The 18,017-nt window shown below is 68.8% G+C and carries 18 protein-coding genes and 3 pseudogenes; 16 read left to right on the top strand and 5 right to left on the bottom strand.

All coding sequences use genetic code 11. From position 1 onward, the window contains the following. Window positions 1-159: 159 nt before the first annotated feature. From SGFS_RS25685 to SGFS_RS25645, 8 genes and pseudogenes are all read left to right on the top strand, one after another. Window positions 160-1,800, top strand: a complete 1,641-nt coding sequence (locus tag SGFS_RS25685; protein WP_286253777.1) for an MFS transporter — start codon at window positions 160-162, stop codon at window positions 1,798-1,800. A 201-nt stretch (window positions 1,801-2,001) separates the two neighbouring features. After that, window positions 2,002-2,976: an Lrp/AsnC family transcriptional regulator gene (locus SGFS_RS25680; RefSeq protein WP_286253775.1), complete on the top strand. Its 975-nt coding sequence runs from the start codon at window positions 2,002-2,004 to the stop codon at window positions 2,974-2,976. A 59-nt stretch (window positions 2,977-3,035) separates the two neighbouring features. Beyond that, window positions 3,036-4,049, top strand: a complete 1,014-nt coding sequence (locus SGFS_RS25675) for an amidohydrolase family protein (protein WP_286253773.1) — start codon at window positions 3,036-3,038, stop codon at window positions 4,047-4,049. Between the two features lie 114 nt (window positions 4,050-4,163). Beyond that, window positions 4,164-5,031 (top strand): annotated as a pseudogene (locus tag SGFS_RS51855) (IS630 family transposase); the annotation flags it as partial. Window positions 5,032-5,239: 208 nt separating this feature from the next. Then, window positions 5,240-5,989: an SDR family oxidoreductase gene (locus SGFS_RS25660; protein ID WP_286253771.1), complete on the top strand. Its 750-nt coding sequence runs from the start codon at window positions 5,240-5,242 to the stop codon at window positions 5,987-5,989. 353 nt (window positions 5,990-6,342) lie between these two features. Beyond that, window positions 6,343-7,182 carry a helix-turn-helix transcriptional regulator gene (locus SGFS_RS25655; protein WP_286253770.1) on the top strand — a complete coding sequence of 280 codons (840 nt, stop codon included), beginning with the start codon at window positions 6,343-6,345 and terminating at the stop codon, window positions 7,180-7,182. Window positions 7,183-7,670: 488 nt separating this feature from the next. Next, the gene (locus SGFS_RS25650) at window positions 7,671-7,907 is read left to right on the top strand and encodes an NAD(P)-binding domain-containing protein (RefSeq protein ID WP_286253768.1); all 237 of its coding nucleotides are present in this window, start codon (window positions 7,671-7,673) and stop codon (window positions 7,905-7,907) included. Window positions 7,908-8,136: 229 nt separating this feature from the next. Continuing rightward, entirely contained in the window at window positions 8,137-8,880 is a 744-nt protein-coding gene (locus SGFS_RS25645) for an NADPH-dependent F420 reductase (RefSeq protein ID WP_185007532.1), read from the top strand. 411 nt (window positions 8,881-9,291) lie between these two features. Here the strand turns inward: SGFS_RS25645 and SGFS_RS25640 are convergent, their stop codons facing one another. From SGFS_RS25640 to SGFS_RS25630, 3 genes are all read right to left on the bottom strand, one after another. Then, window positions 9,292-9,468, bottom strand: a complete 177-nt coding sequence (locus SGFS_RS25640) for a hypothetical protein (RefSeq protein WP_286253766.1) — start codon at window positions 9,466-9,468, stop codon at window positions 9,292-9,294. Between the two features lie 12 nt (window positions 9,469-9,480). Next, complete coding sequence (locus SGFS_RS25635) at window positions 9,481-9,741, bottom strand: hypothetical protein (protein WP_286253765.1); 261 nt, start codon at window positions 9,739-9,741, stop codon at window positions 9,481-9,483. Between the two features lie 105 nt (window positions 9,742-9,846). After that, window positions 9,847-10,785, bottom strand: coding sequence for an alpha/beta fold hydrolase (locus tag SGFS_RS25630; RefSeq protein WP_286253764.1), 939 nt, complete (start codon window positions 10,783-10,785; stop codon window positions 9,847-9,849). A 97-nt stretch (window positions 10,786-10,882) separates the two neighbouring features. On the opposite strand from SGFS_RS25630, the pseudogene SGFS_RS25625 reads away from it, so the two are divergent. Beyond that, window positions 10,883-11,728, top strand: a pseudogene (locus SGFS_RS25625) (IS5 family transposase). Here SGFS_RS25625 and SGFS_RS25620 read toward each other — a convergent pair. Continuing rightward, window positions 11,706-12,098: a nuclear transport factor 2 family protein gene (locus SGFS_RS25620; protein WP_185007536.1), complete on the bottom strand. Its 393-nt coding sequence runs from the start codon at window positions 12,096-12,098 to the stop codon at window positions 11,706-11,708. The pseudogene SGFS_RS25625 and the gene SGFS_RS25620 overlap by 23 nt on opposite strands. A gap of 294 nt (window positions 12,099-12,392) precedes the next feature. Continuing rightward, window positions 12,393-12,566, bottom strand: a pseudogene (locus tag SGFS_RS25615) (DUF6233 domain-containing protein); the annotation flags it as partial. Between the two features lie 123 nt (window positions 12,567-12,689). Between SGFS_RS25615 and SGFS_RS25610 the strand changes: the two are divergent. The 7 genes from SGFS_RS25610 to SGFS_RS25580 all read left to right on the top strand — a co-directional run bounded on the left by SGFS_RS25610 (window position 12,690) and on the right by SGFS_RS25580 (window position 17,999). Further along, window positions 12,690-13,439: an SDR family oxidoreductase gene (locus SGFS_RS25610; RefSeq protein WP_286253758.1), complete on the top strand. Its 750-nt coding sequence runs from the start codon at window positions 12,690-12,692 to the stop codon at window positions 13,437-13,439. Between the two features lie 509 nt (window positions 13,440-13,948). Further along, a complete protein-coding gene (locus SGFS_RS25605) occupies window positions 13,949-14,785 on the top strand; it encodes a helix-turn-helix transcriptional regulator (protein ID WP_286253757.1) in 837 nt (278 codons plus the stop codon). A gap of 247 nt (window positions 14,786-15,032) precedes the next feature. Further along, on the top strand, window positions 15,033-15,626 hold the full coding sequence (locus tag SGFS_RS25600) for a TetR/AcrR family transcriptional regulator (protein WP_286253755.1): 594 nt from the start codon (window positions 15,033-15,035) through the stop codon (window positions 15,624-15,626). A 106-nt stretch (window positions 15,627-15,732) separates the two neighbouring features. Next, window positions 15,733-16,473 carry an NADPH-dependent F420 reductase gene (locus tag SGFS_RS25595; RefSeq protein ID WP_286253754.1) on the top strand — a complete coding sequence of 247 codons (741 nt, stop codon included), beginning with the start codon at window positions 15,733-15,735 and terminating at the stop codon, window positions 16,471-16,473. Window positions 16,474-16,746: 273 nt separating this feature from the next. Beyond that, complete coding sequence (locus SGFS_RS25590) at window positions 16,747-17,445, top strand: nitroreductase (RefSeq protein ID WP_286253753.1); 699 nt, start codon at window positions 16,747-16,749, stop codon at window positions 17,443-17,445. Between the two features lie 156 nt (window positions 17,446-17,601). Further along, window positions 17,602-17,739 carry a hypothetical protein gene (locus SGFS_RS25585; protein ID WP_286253751.1) on the top strand — a complete coding sequence of 46 codons (138 nt, stop codon included), beginning with the start codon at window positions 17,602-17,604 and terminating at the stop codon, window positions 17,737-17,739. A gap of 113 nt (window positions 17,740-17,852) precedes the next feature. Beyond that, the gene (locus SGFS_RS25580) at window positions 17,853-17,999 is read left to right on the top strand and encodes a hypothetical protein (protein WP_286253749.1); all 147 of its coding nucleotides are present in this window, start codon (window positions 17,853-17,855) and stop codon (window positions 17,997-17,999) included. The last annotated feature ends 18 nt before the right edge of the window (window positions 18,000-18,017 follow it).

The raw sequence follows: 18,017 nt of genomic DNA, 5'->3' as shown, positions 1-18,017 counted from the left end.
TTGTTCTCTGCCGGGTCGGACTTCCTCCGGACCGAAGGCCCCGATGTCGGATTTCCGGGATCCGGCGCTCGTGGCTGGCCTCGGCTCCCCGGCAAGCCGGAACGTTGCGGCGGAAGCCAGCCGACCACAGCGCCTGGTACCTAAGGGAGAGAGTCTTTCGTGAACGTCACGACCACGGCGAACCCGCCGCAGGAGCGGCGGGTGCCCACACTCGTCATGGCCTGCGTCGGCGTGTTCGTCGCCTATCTGCCGGTGACCACCGTCTCGGCGAGCCTGCCCGCCATTCAGCGGGCGCTGAACACGTCGACCTCGCAGCTGTCCTGGGTGAGCGTCGCGTTCGTGCTGCCCATGGCCGCGCTCATCCTCACCGCGGGCGTCTTCGGTGACGTGCACGGCCGCAAGAAGGTCTTCCAGGCGGGCCTGGCCTTCAGCGGTCTGGGTGCCCTGATCGCACTGTGCGCCCAGTCGATCGAGGTCGTCTGGGCCGGACAGGCCTTCGCCGGTCTGGGCGCGGCCGCGTTGCTGCCCACGACCCTGGCCCTGATCAGCCACACCGTTCCCGATCCGCGAGAGCGCGGGAAGTTCATCGGCGTGTGGGCGACCTCCCTGATAGCCGCCCTCGCACTCGGCCCCGTCATCGCGGGCGTGATCCTCGACCACTTCGCGTGGCGCTGGCTCTACCTGCTGCCCGTCCCCGCCTCGCTGCTCGCGCTGGTCGTCTCGACGAAGCTGCTCACCGACTCCCGTGCCCCAGGCACGCGCCGACTGGACTGGCCCGGCCAGATCACCGCCGCGCTGGCCATCACCGCTCTGGTCTACGGGATCATCGAGGGCGGCGCCAACTCCTTCACCGACACCAAGGTGATGCTTGCCCTGTCCACCGCCGTTGCCGCATCGGTCGCTTTCATACGGGTGGAGCGGCACAGCTCCAGCCCGATGCTGGACCTGACACTGTTCCGCAGCCCCTCCTTCACCGCCACCTCACTGATCGCCATGATCAGCTTCCTCGGGCTCATCGGGTTCTTCTTCGCCCTCAGCCTCTACTTCGGCATGGTCCAGCAACTCAGCACCCTCGAATCGGCCTGGCGCCTGCTGATGGTGTGCATAGTGCCGCTGGTCCTCGGTGTCCCCATGGGACGCCTGGTGCACCGGGTCTCTCCGCGTGTGCTGATTCCCGGCGGCCTGCTGGTCGTGGCGGTCGCGCTGCTGTCGCTGACCACGATCGACGCCAACACCTCGTTCGGTTCACTGGCCTGGCGGATGGCCCTGCTCGGCCTGGGCGTGTCGTTCGTCCTGACCCCGATGACCGCCACCGCCGTCAGTTCGGTGCCGTTCCACCAGGCCGGTATGGCCGCTGCCGCCAACAACGCCTTCCGTCAACTCGGCGGCGCCCTGGGCCCCGCCGTCCTGGGCGCGCTGCTGTCCTCTCGTGCTGTGGACGCTCTGCCCGGACATCTCACCGACGCGGGGCTGGGCGGAGCGACGATCCGGCGCGTCACCGAGACCGCGGACGCCGGCGGACTGAGTGCGGTCGGCAGGCTTCGCCTGGGCGCGGACACCCCGCATGTCCTCGGCGCCCTGTCGCAGGCGTTCATCGACGGCCTTCAGCTCTGCCTGGTCGTCGCGGCCGTCCTGACCCTGCTGGCGGCCGTGGTGGGCTTCTTCCTGCTGCGCCGGCCACAGCAGCAGTCGGTCCTACCGGCAACAGACCCGGCTGCCTCCGTACAAGGGCCTCGCACACCCGACCTGCCCACCGCCGGCACTCAGACGGTGCCTGGCGCAGGCAGCCGCCCCTCGTGAGCCCCGGACCCGCACCGAGATGACACCAGACGTACCGGCACGGCTCAGGAGCGGACAGTCACCGCGCCGGTACCGGCGCCGACCGTGGGGACGGGCACGGCGCCGCTCAGTGGCCCGGGATCGGACCCTTCCCGTCCCGGGCCACACAGCGCTGTCGTACGACACGACGTGAACTTCACCCGGCCGAAGCAGGAGCCATCGATGCAGTCCCCTTCACCCGACGCGCTCGATCTGAAGCTGCTGCACGCGCTCCAGGTGGACGGGCGGGCGCCGTTCAGCCGCATCGCCGAAATCCTCGGAGTGTCCGACCAGACCGTCGCCCGCCGCTTCCGCAAACTGCGCACCACCGCCGGACTCAGGATCGTCGGCATGACCGACGAGAGCCTGCTGGGCCGCCAGAGCTGGATCGTCCGGCTGCGCTGCACTCCCGACGTGGCCGAACAACTCGCCACCGCGCTGGCCCGGCGTCCCGACACCTCACACGTCGATCTCATCTCCGGCGGCACCGAAGTGCTGTGCGCCATGGGAGCCCGCAGCCGACAGGACCGCGACGAACTGCTCTTCGACCGCCTGCAACGCACGCCTCAGGTCATTTCGGTCAGCGCCCACTGCCTGCTGCACACCTTCTACGGCGGCCCGCTCGGCTGGCTCGACAAGACTCAAGCGCTCGAACCCGACCAGGAGGCGGCACTGCGTCTCCCGTACAGCGAACCGGTAGCCGCCCCCATCGCTCTCGAAGGAGCGGACGAGGCGCTGCTCGCCGTGCTACGGCGCGACGGCCGCGTTACCTTCAGTGAACTGCAGACCAGCACCGGCCAGTCGGAGTCCGCTGTCAAGCGGCGCCTGGAGCGTCTGCGCTCCACGGGCATCCTCTACTTCAAAGTGCAGCATGACCGCGAGTCCCTCGGACACGGCATCAGCGCGATGCTCTGGCTCACCGCCGCCCCCTCCGCACTCGACACCGCCGGACGGAAACTGGCAGAACACCACGAGGTCCGCTTCGCCGGCGCCACCACCGGCCAGGCCAACCTCCTCGCCACCGTCGCCACCTCGAGCACCAGCGAGCTCTACACATACCTCAGCAAGAAGATCGGCGGCCTCGACGGCGTGCAGGCCGTGGAAACCGCCCTGACCCTGCGGCACGTCAAGCAACTCACCTACGAGCCGAGCCGCTGACCGCCGAGCACCGCCCCCCTGTATCGCACTCACATTCCAATTGGACGGAGAACAAGATCATGCGCATCGTTGCTCTAGAGGAACATGTCCTTTTCACTGATCTGGCGCAAAGGATTTCCGCCGCGGACGTCGCTGCATCCGGATGGGTGCCGGCCGGATGGGCGCCCTCTGATGCAGACGAGCCGGCGAGTGCGCTCGACCGGGCCCTGGACGATACAGAGCAGGAACGCATCGCCTCGATGGACGAAGCCGGAATCACCATGCAGGTGCTGTCGGCCGTGGGCCCGGGCGCCGAGATGCTGGCCGGTGAGGAGGGTGTGAGCCTTGCGCGCGACTACAACGACCGACTGGCCCAGGCCGTCGAACGGCAACCGGATCGGTTCGCGGCGTTCGCGCACCTCCCCATGAAGGATCCCGAGGCGGCCGCGGACGAACTGGAACGGTGCGTGACCCGACTGGGCTTCCGCGGCGCCTCGATCAACGGGACCACCGACGGACTGTTCCTCGACGACCCGCGCTTCGCTCCGATCCTGTCGCGTGCCGAGGCCATCGGCGCCCCCCTCTATATCCATCCCGGACCCGCGCCACGTGCGGTGCGCGACATCTACTTCCAGGGGCTGCCGGACTTTACCGCGTTCATCTTGTCCAATGCCGGTTTCGGCTGGCATGCGGAAACAGGACTTCACATTCTGCGCCTGGCCGTGTCGGGCGCACTCGACCGAAATCCGGATCTGAAGCTGATCATCGGCCACATGGGCGAGCTGCTGCCGATGATGCTTCAGCGCGTCGATGCGATGTTCGGACCGGGAAAGGAAATCGGGCTGCAGCGAGACGTATCGCAGACCATCTTGGATCAGGTGTGGATCACGACCAGTGGCTTCTTCGACCAATCCGCGTTCCTCGCCGCCCTGACCGCTTTCGGCGCGGATCGCATCCTCTTCTCGGTCGATTATCCGTACAGCCCCAATGACGAGGCCACGGCGTTCCTCAACAACTTGCCGGTTTCTCCCGCCGATCGGGCGCGGATCGCCCATGGCAACGCCGACGCGCTCCTTGGCTTGTCAGGAGCCTGATCGTTCGCGCTCTCTCACACTCTCAAGGACTCCGGAGAGAACCTGCTGAACTTGATCGGGTGATGTCGGGGCGTTCTCCTGACGCCTCTGCGATGGTCAGGTAGCTGTGGGCTTGTGAGATGTGCGCAGGGCGGCGAGCTGACCGACGCTGGGAGGGCAGCGCGGGAGCGGGTCCGACTGCAGGCCGTGGACCGCTTCGAGCGCGGGGAGAAGAACCGGGAGGTCGCCGCCGCGCTGCGAGTGAGTGAGCGGTCCGTGGAGCGGTGGCGCCGGCCCTGGCGCGAACACGGTGCGGCCGGTGCCGCCTCCGTGGGATCTCCCGGACGACCCCAGCTCAGCAATGCTCAATTGTCCCGGCTTGAAAGCGAGTTGCAGCGTGGGCCGTTGGCACACGGCTGGGCAGATCAGCGGTGGACACTGGCCCGGGTGAAGACGCTCATCGGTCTTATGCTCCACGTCTCGTACACACTCCAAGGCACGTGGCGGCTCCTGAGACGGCACGGCTGATCGTGGCAGCAGCCCGCCCGCCGGGCCATCGAACGCGACGACGCGGCGGTCGAGTTGTGGAAGAAGGACGTCTGGCTGCGGGTAAAAGCACCGCGGCGGCTCTCGGTGCCTGGATCGTCTTCCAAGACGAGGCCGGGCAGTCGCTGACGCCGCCGCGCTCCAGGACCTGGGGCCGCAGGGGCTGCACGCCGTGGTGCGGGTACGCGGGCGAGGATCGGGCCGGGTGTCGATGGCAGGGATGGTCTGCTACCAGCCGGGCCGCCGCTCGCGGATGTTCTACGCGGTACGCGAGTACCGGTGCCGCCTGGGCCAGCCGAAGGGTTTCGGCTGGCGAGACCTGCGCGACCTGGTCGTGCGGGCCCGCATCCAGCTCGGCGGGCTCATCGTGCTCGTCTGGGACAACGTGCGCCTCCATCTCACCGCGGGGATGGGGGAGTTCATCGCTGCGAACGCCACCTGGCTCACCGTCTTCCAACAGGTTGTGATCCTGGCCCCCGGGTTCTCCTACCGGTGGCTCGCTACGCCCGCTCTGGAGGCGCTGACCGGGCAGGAGCGTCGTCTGCGGCTCAGCCAGGGAGCGCCGGTCCATGGATAAGCCGTCCTCTCCCGCCGCTGCGCGGGCGCTCCTACGGTCGAGGCTGCGGGCGCTCACCGGCCCGCCGTACCGAAGGAGCAAGTCCCCCATGAAGATGACCGGCAACACGATCCTGATCACCGGCGGAACCTCGGGCATCGGCCTCGGTCTGGCCCTGCGTCTGCACGAGGCAGGCAACAAGGTGATCGTCGCCGGCCGGCGCAAGGAACTCCTCGACGAGATCACGGCCGAGCACCCCGGCATCGACGCCCTCGTCCTCGATGTCGCCGACCCCTCCTCGATCGCCCGGGCCCGTGAGACCGTGGCGGCGAGCCACCCCGGGCTGAACGTCCTCGTCAACAACGCCGGCATCATGCAGCGGGAGAACCTCCTCGACCCGGCCGGACTCCAGGTCTCCGAAGATCACATCGCGACCAATCTGCTCGGCACGATCCGGATGACGTACGCTTTCCTGCCGCTGCTTTCGGGCAAGGACGACGCGGTCGTCATGAACGTCACCTCAGCGCTGGCGTTCGTCCCCTATCAGAGCACCCCGACCTACAGTGCGACCAAGGCCGCGCTGCACTCCTTCTCCGAGAGCCTGCGCATCCAGCTCGCCGGCGCTGACACCGGTGTCCAGGTGATCGAGATGGTCCCGCCGGGCGTGCAAACCAACCTGTTCGGCCAGCAGGACAGCGAACACGCCATGCCGCTGGACGACTTCCTCACCGAAGCCCTCGACCTGCTGCGCGAGAAGCCCGACGCGAAGGAGATTGTCGTCGAGCGTGCCAGGTTCATCCGCGACGCAGTGGCCACCGGCTCCTACGACGACGTCCTCGCCATGATCGCCGGCAGTTGACCGACCTGTTGTTTCCGACGGGAAACAACAGCACGCGAGAGCCGTCACGCGACGAACCTCGTCCCATCGGCCGGGCCGGGCGACGAGGCCCGGGGCCGGTCAAAGCGTTGGGTGTCCTCGACGGGGGACCATCGCGGCGGGCCGTCTTCCAGACCGACGGCCTGCGGCGTACCGCCGACGGATGGTGAATCTCCCAGCGGATCAGGCAGGGGCAGGTGATCATCGGGTCGTCTCGCTGCGAGCGCCCTCGGTGTCGGCCGTGTGAGCGGCTTCGCGCGGCTGGGAGAGGAGTGGCTCAGCCATGGATCGGCGGTCTCTGGATAGCCCGGCGGGATGGGGCGAGGATGGGTGGCATGGACAAGAAGGAACTGGCGGAATTCCTGCGCCATCGGCGTGAGGCGCTGCGGCCCCGCGATGTCGGGCTGGTCGAGGGGCCGCGCAGGCGTACGCAGGGGCTGCGACGTGAGGAGGTCGCCCAGCTCGCCGGCATGTCCACCGACTACTACGCCCGGCTGGAACAGCAGCGCGCCCCGCAGCCCTCCGTCCAGATCACCACGGCTCTCGCCCGGGCACTACGGCTGACCCTGGACGAACGCGACCATCTCTTCGCCCTCATCGGCCACAACGCACCGGCCCGCTTCCACCGCTCCGAACATGTCAGCCCGACCCTGATGCGGGTCCTGGACCGCCTGGACGACACCCCGGCCCTGGTGCAGACCGACCTGCTCGACACCCTCGCGATGAACCCCTTGGCCATCGCCCTGCTCGGCGACCAGACCCGCCACACCGGTCTGGCCAGCAGCGGCTACTACCGCTGGTTCATGGACCCCGCCGAACGTCTGGTGTATCCCGAGGAGGTCCACGAACACCACGGCCGCGCCCATGCGGCGCGCCTGCGGGCCGCGCTGACCGCCGGCAGCGACACCCCCCGAGCCGCCCGGATCCTCGCCGAACTCCAAGAACACAGCCCCGAGTTCGTCCGCATGTGGGAACTGCAGGAAGTCGCACAGAGCTACGACGACTGCAAGACCCTCCTCCATCCCGAACTCGGCCGCATCGATGTCGACGCCCAGCTCCTGTTCACCGAGAACCGCGCCCAGACCCTGGTGGTGCTGACCACTCGCCCCGGCACGGAGAGCCACAGCAAGCTTGAACTGCTCTCCGTCATCGGGCACCAGCAGCTCACCCCCTGACGTCCTGGACTGGGGGGACCGGGCCGGGCTCGGCGCGGGAGGGGCCGAACAAGCTGGAGACCTGTGTGGCGAATCCGGCCAGGGGCGCTGGTGATGCATGCGGGTCACGGTCCAGGACGCCGGAAGTCGTCGGGTCCGGCGGCGCGGCACCCCGCGCACCCACTTCCGCACGGCTCTTGTCCTGCGCGCTGCGGCCAGACAGGTGGGCCCCTGGGCTGTCCGGACTCCGTGGTCGGGCCGCCGGTTTGACCGGATGCAGCCTCCGTTTTACTCTCGCAGATAGGCGGAGGCGGCATCCGTTTTGATGCGGCCGCAGGATCACGGCAGGCAGGAGGGTGCATGAGCGCCGGTGAACAGCGGGGACGTAAGCCCCGCGCGGTCGTCCAGCGCAACCGCGCTGCCCTCCTGAGCGCATCCGGGGCGTTCCGGCCGGGACGCCCGGCAGCCTCGCCAGCTCCGTCACCGGCGACTTTGAGGAGGCGCGGCGTGTGGCCATGCGGCTCGTGGACGACACCGGCTACGACGCCGGCATGCTGGCCGACTCCTGGCGCCAGCAGCCGAACAGCCCCGCCTACTGCACCGAACTGCCCCTCGACGAGCTTCCCGCGGCCGACCGCGGCAAGGGCGCGGCCATCCGCGACAGCCTCCCGGAACGCTTCGCCGCCCTCCCGGCCAACCCCACCGTCGATGACGTCGTCGAGATGAACCGCGCCGCCCACCGCTGAGTCGCCCGACGCGACTCTCGCGGACGCGACGGCACGAGGGCGGCAATGCCGGCACACCACGAACACACACGACGAGCACGAAGAGCGGCGCTCACTTCGGCAAGGTCGCCATCACCCACTGACACCACCGCGTCCGCGATCGGCCGCAGCCCCGGTCGCGCCGCAGGGACCAAGCCCGGGAACCCCGGTCACCGAAACCGGGGTTCCGTTCCGGACAAGGAGTTTCACCATGAAGATCGGCATTCTCGGCACCGGGAACATCGGCAAGACGTTGACCAGGCGGTTGAGCGCGGCCGGGCACGAGGTGAAGGCGGCCAATTCGCGCGGCCCGGAGACGATCGAGGCGGACGTACTGGCCTCGGGCGGACGAGCGGTGACAGCGGCGGAAGCCGTAGCGGACGTCGACGCCGTGGTCCTCTCGATTCCCTTCGCCCGCATTTCGCAGGTCGCACCACTGATCGCCAAGGTTCCGGCTGACACGGTGGTCATCGACACGTCGAACTACTTCCCGCATCGGGACAACGGAATCGCGGCGATCGAGGCCGGCCAGGCCGAGAGCGTGTGGGTTGCAAAGCTGCTGGGCCGGCCCATCGTCAAGGCGTGGAACTCGATCGGAGCCGAGTCGTTCGCGCACAGGAACAAGCCGGTGGGAAGTGCGGACCGCATCTCGCTCCCCGTCGCGGCCGACAGTCCGCGCGAGCGTGACCTGGCCATGGCACTCGTGGAGGACACCGGGTTCGACGCCTTTGATGCGGGGCCGCTCGCGGAATCGTGGCGGCAGCAGCCCGGCACACCCGCCTACTGCACGGATCTCACCCGTCAAGAGCTGCCGGACGCACTGGCGACGGCCGACGCGGCGCGATCACCGAAGCGGCGTGACCTCGGGCTCGCCGTGATCCGGGAACGCTTCGGGGCCGGCGTGCAACCGGACGCGGAATACCTTGTCCGCCTGAACCGCGCAATTTCCATGTGAGGAGGTACGGGGGCCGACGCGGTGACCCGTGAGAGGCCCTCGTGTCTCGCCCCTGTCTCCAACTGCTCCGCGACGAACCCCGCCACCCCCGGCGGCACGTCGGCCGGCGCCGACAAGAAGGTGCCGGCATCCGTACAGTGCCCCACTGCACCGCGGCCCAGCCGGTTGTGAGACCGGCGCTTGGCCCGGGTCTGTTCCAAGGCCACCACGTCCAGCCGGAGAACCCCTCCGGCTCCTGAATGGAGGGCTCGTCGGCGAACCGCGCGTACCGGCCTTCTGCTCTCCTGAAAGCCAGTCAACTGCCACAGGTGGTGACGCCAGGCAACAGACACCTCACTGGAAGCCGGCATCGGTGCGTCGCAGGTCGTCGGCGTGGACGACGCTGGCGACACCGCCGCCCTCCCGCGCTCCTCATCCGATCCGAACCCCCGGGCGGTTCAGGGTGGAGTCCGGACGGCTGTTCACGATCACCGTGCCGCGCTGGGTCATGGTGACCCGGTCGTCGTGCCGCCGCACTCCCGGGCAGGCGGGGAAGTAGGCGTCGTGGTGACGGCTGCCACCTGCGTCGTGCCAGAAATGCAGCGCCACGGACGGCATCGGTCAGGTGATCATCAACTCGGCGGTCTGCCCACGGACCGGCCCGCCCGCCGGACCCCACGCCTCCAGCGTGACGCCCAGGGACGGACCCGGACAGCTCGCCGGGTCGGACCGGCGGATCGGTGCGCCGCCGACGAGCGCGGTCGCCACGCCCGTCCCACCGCTCGCGGACTGCACCTCGACGTGTTCCCCGACCGGGGTGCGGATCCACTCGTCCGCGGATGCCGGCAGGTGCGATCCGGCTGAGACGTCGTCAGGCGCCATTTACGTTGGCCTCGGTGTGCCGGCTTTCGAGGTCGCCGTTCAGGGACCGCGCGAGTTCTGGCATCGGATGGTTTGGACGTCATGTGGTCGTGTGGTGCTTTTTGGTCAGGGGGTGGAGGTGGGGTAGAAGGCGTTGATCTCGGCCAGGACGCGGTCGGGTGCTTCGTGGGCGAGGAAGTGTCCGGCGCCGGGGACGACGGCGGAGGTGGCGTGGGGGGCGGCGTCATGGATGGGCGGCAGGAACACGTCGGCGAGGGCGGCCTGGGTGATCATGTGGACCGGGATGGTCAGCGGGGTGTCCTGGAGTGTGGTGTTGTCGGCCTCGTCCTGGGTCAGGGTCCGGTAGAGCTCGAAGCCGGCGTGCAGGACCTGGGGGCGGGAGAACACCCGGACAAACTCGGCGAGTTCGTCGTCGGAGACGTTCTCGCCGGCGGTCTTCACACTCTGGAAGAAGTGGGTGAGGAAGGTTTCGACCCGGCCGGTGACCAGTTCCTCGGCGAGCGGATTCTGCAAGAAGAAGGAGAAGTGCCAAGATACCGATGCGAGGGTGGCGAACTTCAGGTTCTTGCCGACGAGGCCGCCGTCCATGAGGAACAGGCCCGCCACCTGGTCGCGGTGCTGGGCGGCCAGTGGGTAGGCGACGTTGAGGCCGAAGTCGTGGCCGACGACCTGTACGTTCTCGTGGTGGCCCAGGTGGTTGAGCAGCTTGTGGACGTACGTGGCCAGGACCGTCTTGGTCATGGAGGGCGGGTTTCCGGTCGAGTCGCCCATGCCCGGCAGGTCGATGGCGATGACGGTGCGGCCGGGCAGCAGTGAGGGCATGATCGGGCGGAACTCGTACCAGCTCTGCGGCCAGCCGTGCAGCAGCACCATGACCTGCGGGCCGTCGCCGCCGATGACGTAGTGCATCTGCACGTCGTCGATGGTGATGAAGCCGTGCCGGAAGTACTTGTTGAACTCGGCGTCGTCCTTGGTCGCCGCGTCGTAGCCGGGGCTGAGCGGCTCCTCCGACCCGACGGCTACGGCGGTGGTGAAAGCGTTCATGGCGGCGTTACGTCCTTTTTTTGGGGTCCGTGCAGAAAGATCGTGTTGCGCTACGGCGGAGATGTACGTAATCCCGTGTTTTCTGTGGGGTGTGACCATGGCGCGGCGGAAGCCGTGGGAGGTCAGTGACGGGTTGTGGGTGGTGATCGAGCCGCTGTTGCCGAAGCATGAGCGGCGGTTCCGATACCGGGGGCGTAAGCGGAGAGATGACCGCAGGACGCTCCAGGGTGTGTTGTTCGCCTGTACACAGGTGTCCAGTGAGAGTTCCTGCCGCAGGAGTTGGGGTTCGGTTCGGGTCCTGCCCGCTGGCGGCGGCTGGCCGAGTGGCAGGAGGCAGGGGTGTGGGAGGAGCTCCAGCGGGTGCTGCTGGACGGGTTGCGGGCGGCGGACCGTCTCGACTTCTCCCGCGCCACCGTCGACGCCTCTCATGTGCAGGCCAAGCGGGGACGAAGCAGCCCGAAAGTCGGTCCGAGCCCGGTTGACCGCGGGCGGCCGGGTTCGAAGCATCACGTGCTGACCGATGCCCGCGGCACTCCGCTGCGGGTGTCTCTGACCGGCGGTCACCGCCACGATGTCACCGGGCTTCTGACGCTGATCGACAGCCTTGGGCCGGTGCGGGCAAGCGGGGCCGCCCCCGGCGCAAACCCAGGATGCTGTATGCCGACCGCGGCCAGGACTACGACCTCTATCGCCGCCGACTGCGCGAGCGTGGCATCACACCGGAGATCGCTCGACGGAGCCGGCCGCACGGCTCGGGTCCGGGCAAGGTCCGCTGGGACGCCGAGTCCGCCAACGCCTGGCTCCGTGGCCCTCGCCGCCTGTGGATCCGGTGGGAGCACGCGAGGACATGCACGACGCCTTACTGCAACTCGCCCATTGCATGACACTCGCCCGCAAGCACCCGGCTTTTGCAAGCACCCCTAGAAGCGACGTGGCCAGGTGAGATGGATGGCCCGCCGGGAAATGCGCCAGCCGTCATCGGTGCGTCGCAGGTCGTCGGCGTATACGACGCTGGCGACATCGCCGCCCTCCAGCAGGCTCAGTCCTTTGGATCGGGCCCGCACCTCGTCGCCCGGGCCTTCCGACACGACGATGTTCGTCGTGTGGTGGGCCTTCGCGTGTCCGGGGGCGTTCATGAAGGCCGCGATCGCGTCCAGCCCGACGACCGGGTCACCGCCGAAGACGCTGCCGTCCCACACCGCGTCTTCGGTGAGGCATTCGCCGAGACGGTCCAGTTCGTGGTCGTCCATGATGTGCGCCCACAGCGCCACGACCCTGCTGATTTCGACGGTGTCTTCATTCGTGGGTTTCACGTTCGGCTCTCCATTTTGTGCGTTGCTGGATCAGGCCTTGGCGCCGCTCAGCAGGGCCAGCACCTGGTCGTAGGCGCCGTTGACCTCGGCGATACTCTCCTTCGCCGCAGGGGCCGGGCGCGCCCGGCAGTCTCGACTATGGGGGTGTATCGGCGGGGGCGGGAGAGGATCACATGTCCATGGACCGACAATCCTCCCCAGCCGGCCACCATGGAGATCGCGCACGAGAAAGAGCTGCGGTCGTGAGCTACGAGACGTGCTCAACCAGCTGGTACGGGACGTCGAGCATGGGCTGCACAGGGGGCACAGCCGGGTACCGGGATGCTCCGCGGCGTCCAGTGCCTGGCCCGGGGTCGGCAGCGGCGCCCCGGTGGGTGCTTCCTCGCAGTCGACGGCGTGGACGACGCCTCGGCCGGGACCGCGGCCGCCGTCCGGCTTCTGCAGGACCCAGCCCGACGGCCGGCGTTCGCTTCACGAGACAGAGACCGCCGACCCATGGATAAACCGTCCTCTCCCGCCGCTGCGCGGGCGCTCCTACGGTCGAGGCTGCGGGCGCTCACCGGCCCGCCGTACCGAAGGAGCAAGTCCCCCATGAAGATGACCGGCAACACGATCCTGATCACCGGCGGAACCTCGGGCATCGGCCTCGGTCTGGCCCTGCGTCTGCACGAGGCAGGCAACAAGGTGATCGTCGCCGGCCGGCGCAAAGAACTCCTCGACGAGATCACGGCCGAGCACCCCGGCATCGACGCCCTCGTCCTCGATGTCGCCGACCCCTCCTCGATCGCCCGGGCCCGTGAGACCGTGGCGGCGAGCCACCCCGGGCTGAACATCCTGGTCAACAACGCCGGCATTCAGCTGCTGGAGAGCGTCCTCGACCCGGCCGGACTCCAGGCCGCGGAGGATCACATCGCGACCAATCTGCTCGGCACGATCCGGATGACGTACGCTTTCCTGCCGCTGCTTTCGGGCAAGGACGACGCGGCCGTCGTGAACGTCACCTCCGCGCTGGCGTTCGTACCGCTCCCGTTCACACCGACCTACAGCGCGACCAAGGCCGCGCTGCACTCCTTCTCCGAGAGCCTGCGCATCCAGCTCGCCGGCGCTGACGCCGGCGTCCAGGTGATCGAGGTGGTCCCGCCGGCTGTACGCACGACCCTGATGGGCCAGCAGGACAACGAGCAATCCATGCCGTTGGACGATTTCCTCACCGAGGCTCTCGACCTGCTGCGCGAGAAGCCCGACGCGAAGGAGATTGTCGTCGAGCGCGCCAGGTTCCTCCGCGACGCACAGGCCAACGGCTCCTACGACGAGGTCCTCGCCATGATCAGCGGCAGCTGACCGACCTGTGACAGACGCGGAACAACAGCACGCGGGCGGGTCCTGTTGAGCCGCATCATGGACCAACGCGAGCAGGATCCGCCTCGGGGAGCTCCTCACCGAGGCCGCGGAACGGTACGGAAGCGCCTTCGGCTCCGCCCCGGTCGTCGCACTGGAGGCGACCGGCTCCGTCCGAGCGCCGAGGGGCACGCGAGCGCCCGGCTGACACGGCGAACTTCGTCGTGCCAGCCGGGCCGGGCGACGAGGCCCGGGGCCGGTCAAGCGTTGGGTGTCCTCGACGGGGCAATGTCGCGGCCAGCTGTCTGCCATGCCGACGGCCTCCGGCGCACTGCCGACAGCTGGTGAATCTCCCAGCGGATCACGCAGGGCTGATGATCATCGGGTCGTCTCGCTGAGAACGCCCTCGGTGTCGGCCGTGTGAGCGGCTTCGCGCGGCTGGGAGAGGAGTGGCTCAGCCATGGATCGGCGGTCTCTGGATAGCCCGGCGGGATGGGGCGAGGATGGGTGGCATGGACAAGAAGGAACTGGCGGAATTCCTGCGCCATCGGCGTGAGGCGCTGCGGCCCCGCGATGTCGGGCTGGTCGAGGGGCCGCGCAGGCGTACGCAGGGGCTGCGACGTGAGGAGGTCGCGCAGCTCGCCGGCATGTCCACCGACTACTACGCCCGGCTGGAACAGCAGCGTGCTCCGCAGCCCTCCGTGCAGATCACCGCGGCTCTCGCCCGGGCATTGCGGCTGACGCTGGACGAATGCGACCATCTCTTCGCCCTCATCGGCCACAACGCTCCGGCCCGCTTCCACCGCTCCGAACATGTCAGCCCGACCCTGATGCGGGTCCTGGACCGCCTGGACGACACCCCGGCCCTGGTAACGACCGACCTGTCCGACACTCTCGCGATGAACCCCCTGGCCATCGCGCTGCTCGGCGACCAGACCCGCCACACCGGTCTGGCCAGCAGCGGCTACTACCGCTGGTTCATGGACCCCGCCGAGCGACTGGTGTATCCCGAGGAGACCCACGAAAGCCACGGCCGCGCCCAGGCAGCACGCCTGCGGGCCGCGCTGACCGCCGGCAGCGACACCCCCCGAGCCGCCCGGATCCTCGCCGAACTCCAGGAACACAGCCCCGAGTTCGTCCGCATGTGGGAACTTCAGGAAGTCGCCCGCTACGGCGACTGCAACACCCTCCTCCATCCCGAACTCGGCCGCATCGACGTCGACGCCCAGCTCCTGTACACCGAGAACCGCGCCCAGACCCTGGTGGTGCTGACCACCCGCCCCGGCACGGAGAGCCACAGCAAACTCGAACTGCTCTCCGTCATCGGGCACCAGCAGCTCACCCCCTGACGTCCGGGACCGGGGGACCGGGCCGGGCTCGGCGCGGGAGGGGCCGGACATGGGCACCCTGGACTGGTGCAGCCCGCACGGCTTCTGCCTGCGCTCTACGGCCGAATATGTCGGCCCCCTGCGATGTCAGTGCTTCGCGCTCGAGCCGCCCATTTGACCGGACGCTGCCTCCGTTTTACTCTCGACTAAGTACGGAGGCAGCATCCGTTTTGATGCGGCCGCAGGATCACGGCAGTCAGGAGGGCGCATGAGCGTCGCTGAGCAGCGGGGACGCAAGCCCCGCGCGGACGTCCAGCGCAACCGCGCGGCCCTCCTGGAGACCGCGCAGCGTCACTTCCTGCAGCACGGGGTCGGCACCTCCCTCGAAGCGGTGGCCAAGGAGGCAGGCGTCGGGCCCGGCACCCTGTACCGGCACTTCCCCACCCGGGAGGCACTGCTGGCGGCCGTGCTGCAGACCCGCTCCGAAGAGTTGGTGGCCCGCCAGGCGGACATCGAGCAACTCGGTGACCCGGCCGAGGCGTTGGAGCAGTGGCTGCGCGCGATGGAGGAGTACCTCAGCGCCTACAGCGGTCTGCCCGACCCGCTCATGGCCGCGGCCCGGGCGCAGGAACCAGACAACCCGCTCACCATTCCCTGCGACACCCTCATCGCCACCACCGATCAATACGTGCGAGCCGCGCAGCTCGCGGGGCGCGTGCGCTCCTCGGTGCGGGGCAACGACCTGTTCCTCGCGGCCTGTTCCGTTGCCTGGATCAAGGGCACCGGTACCGAGGAGGAGTCGCTCGACCGGCTCCGCACGCTCATCGCGAGCGGCTACCGCCAGCAGGACACCCAGGCGTAAAGCCGCCAGGCACCCTGCTCCGCCCCGCAAGGCCAGGCGGCACCACCACCCATCCATCACATCGTGCTGCCCTCAGGGGCGGCACAACCTCCTTAAGGAACAAGTCATGAAAATTACTGTCATAGGCGCTGGCGCCATCGGAGGAAACCTCGCTGCCAAGCTCAGCACGGCCGGTCACGACGTCCAGGTGGCCGACGCCCGCGGCCCCGAGGCCGTCCGGGCGGAGGTGCTGGAGTCCGGGGCCCGCGCGGTGCAGCTCGCCGACGCCGCCGTCCAGAACCGGGACGTCATCGTCCTGTCGATCCCGTTCGGAGTGGCGGGCCAGCTGGCGGACCTGTTCGCGTCGGTGCCCGACGAGACGGTGGTCATCGACACCTCGAACTACTACCCCGGCATGCTCAGCGACCCGATCGAGGCGGTGGACAACGGCCAGGTGGAGAGCGTGTACACCGCCGAGCTGCTCGGGCGCCCCGTGGTCAAGGCGTGGAACGCAGCCCTGGCCGGAACACAGCAGACCCGGGGCGTCCCGGCCGGAACGCCCGGCCGCCTCGCCATCCCCGTCGCCGGCGACTCCGACGAGGCGCGGCGCGTGGCCATGCAGCTTGTGGACGACACCGGCTTCGACCCCTACGACGCGGGCACACTGGCCGACTCCTGGCGCCAGCAGCCCAATAGCCCCGCCTACTGCACCGAACTGACCCTCGACGAACTGCCGGCGGCCCTGGCCGCGGCCGACCGCGCCAAGGACGCGGCCATCCGCGACAGCCTCCCGGAACGCATCGCCGCCCGCGGTGCCAATCCCACTCTCGACGACATCGTCGAGATGAACCGCGCCGCCCACCGCTGAGTCACCCGACGCGGCACTCGTGCACGCAACGGCACGAGAGCGGCAGCAGCGGCACGCCACGAACGCACAAAGACGAACACGAAGAGCGCACCGCCCCCCCCACGCTGCAGCCTCGGCACCCCGCTGCCTGCGAACATCCGCAAGCCTGCAGATAGCGGCAAGAGCGCATCTCGCATCCGGCCCTCACGCCGACTGCCGCCTCGTGTGGCCTGCCGTACTGCGCTGTGCCGCGGCCGCCGTGGCGGCGACTGCGCGCCACGGAGAGGAACCGCCTTGCCCGGCACCGCATCACCCTTCACCGACATCGCACGCTCCCGACGCTCCCCGCGGCGGTTCCTGCCCACTGCTCTGTCTCCTACGGACATCCGCGGCGTGCTAGAAGACGCACAGACCGCCCCCTCGAACAGCAACACCCAGCCATGGACGGTGCACGTCGTCTCGGGTGCGGCGCGCGACGCCCTGGGCAAAGAGCTGCTCCGGGCCGAGGAGGAGGGGCGGACCTCCCCGGATTTCACCGATGGCTACGGCGAGGGCCTGTACCTCGAGCGGTCGCAGGCCCTGGGTGCGAGTGTCTACCGGGCCCGGGGCGTCGAGCGCTCGGACCGGGACGGCAGGAGGGCGGCGGTCCGCGAGAACCTGGAGTTCTACGGGGCTCCCCATGCCGCGTTCCTGTTCATGCCGGCGCTCGGAGACGGGGTGCGGACGGCCGGCGACATCGGCATGTACGCACAGAACTTCCTGCTCTCGCTGGCGGCCCGGGGGCTGGCTGGCATCCCGCAGACCGTCCTCGGCGTCTACGCCGACACCGTCCGCGAGTTCCTGGGCGTCCGCGCGGAGCTCAAGCTGCTGTTCGGGATCTCCTTCGGCATGGCCGACCCGGAGGCACCGGTGAACACGCTCCGCACGGAGCGGGTTCCGCTGCAGTGGAGCGTGGTCCTGCATGACACACCGGGAGTCCTCAGCAAGCAGTAGTTCCACCGACTGCCGGAACCATTCGGCGGGCGGGCACACATCGCTGCGTCTGAGGAGTGGCCATGACAAGCTGACAGGTGATCCTGGGCATGCAGTTCAACGGCGGATCCGGGGGCCTGGCGGCTGCCCGGTGCGAACCTGAACAGCTACACGGACATGGACCAGTTCGTGCGTTACGCGCAGGCCGCCGAACGCGGCAAGATCCAGCTGCTGTTCATCGCTGACACCCCGGTCCTGGACGTCGACCTCGACCACCACTCCCTGCACCACAACACCGCTGACCTGCCAGAATAATGACGGTCTCGGCATCACAACGGTACCCGGACCGTGGAATCCGCGGTCCGTCAGCTGTGTCACGGGCGGTACGAATTTTGATGTGTTCACACCCGAGGAGCCGACTCGCGGCAGTGGCATCTGGGGACGAAGGCGTCGCCACCCTGTCGCTGCGGGTCATCACACCTGGCGGCAGCGACGACGACGCATTCTCCGCGTGCATGGGCGGCCCGGTCCACTGGGGCGAGGCCGTCGGAACAGGTAGCACCACGGCGCGCTGATGACGGCGGTACGACAAC

This window comes from Streptomyces graminofaciens, from assembly GCF_030294945.1.
Lineage (GTDB): Bacteria > Actinomycetota > Actinomycetes > Streptomycetales > Streptomycetaceae > Streptomyces > Streptomyces graminofaciens.
Note: the sequence above shows the minus strand (reverse complement) of the source record. Positions and strands in the feature narration are given on the sequence as shown.

Excerpts from the sequence above, each read along its gene's own strand:
- SGFS_RS25605 (WP_286253757.1), top strand. The coding sequence starts at position 13,949 with ATGGACAAGAAGGAACTGGCGGAATTCCTGCGCCATCGGCGTGAGGCG.
- SGFS_RS25595 (WP_286253754.1), top strand. The coding sequence starts at position 15,733 with ATGAAAATTACTGTCATAGGCGCTGGCGCCATCGGAGGAAACCTCGCT.
- SGFS_RS25610 (WP_286253758.1), top strand. The coding sequence starts at position 12,690 with ATGAAGATGACCGGCAACACGATCCTGATCACCGGCGGAACCTCGGGC.
- SGFS_RS25600 (WP_286253755.1), top strand. The coding sequence starts at position 15,033 with ATGAGCGTCGCTGAGCAGCGGGGACGCAAGCCCCGCGCGGACGTCCAG.
- SGFS_RS25585 (WP_286253751.1), top strand. The coding sequence starts at position 17,602 with ATGGACCAGTTCGTGCGTTACGCGCAGGCCGCCGAACGCGGCAAGATC.
- SGFS_RS25680 (WP_286253775.1), top strand. The coding sequence starts at position 2,002 with ATGCAGTCCCCTTCACCCGACGCGCTCGATCTGAAGCTGCTGCACGCG.
- SGFS_RS25660 (WP_286253771.1), top strand. The coding sequence starts at position 5,240 with ATGAAGATGACCGGCAACACGATCCTGATCACCGGCGGAACCTCGGGC.
- SGFS_RS25675 (WP_286253773.1), top strand. The coding sequence starts at position 3,036 with ATGCGCATCGTTGCTCTAGAGGAACATGTCCTTTTCACTGATCTGGCG.
- SGFS_RS25635 (WP_286253765.1), bottom strand. The coding sequence starts at position 9,741 with ATGGCGCCTGACGACGTCTCAGCCGGATCGCACCTGCCGGCATCCGCG.
- SGFS_RS25645 (WP_185007532.1), top strand. The coding sequence starts at position 8,137 with ATGAAGATCGGCATTCTCGGCACCGGGAACATCGGCAAGACGTTGACC.
- SGFS_RS25630 (WP_286253764.1), bottom strand. The coding sequence starts at position 10,785 with ATGAACGCTTTCACCACCGCCGTAGCCGTCGGGTCGGAGGAGCCGCTC.
- SGFS_RS25655 (WP_286253770.1), top strand. The coding sequence starts at position 6,343 with ATGGACAAGAAGGAACTGGCGGAATTCCTGCGCCATCGGCGTGAGGCG.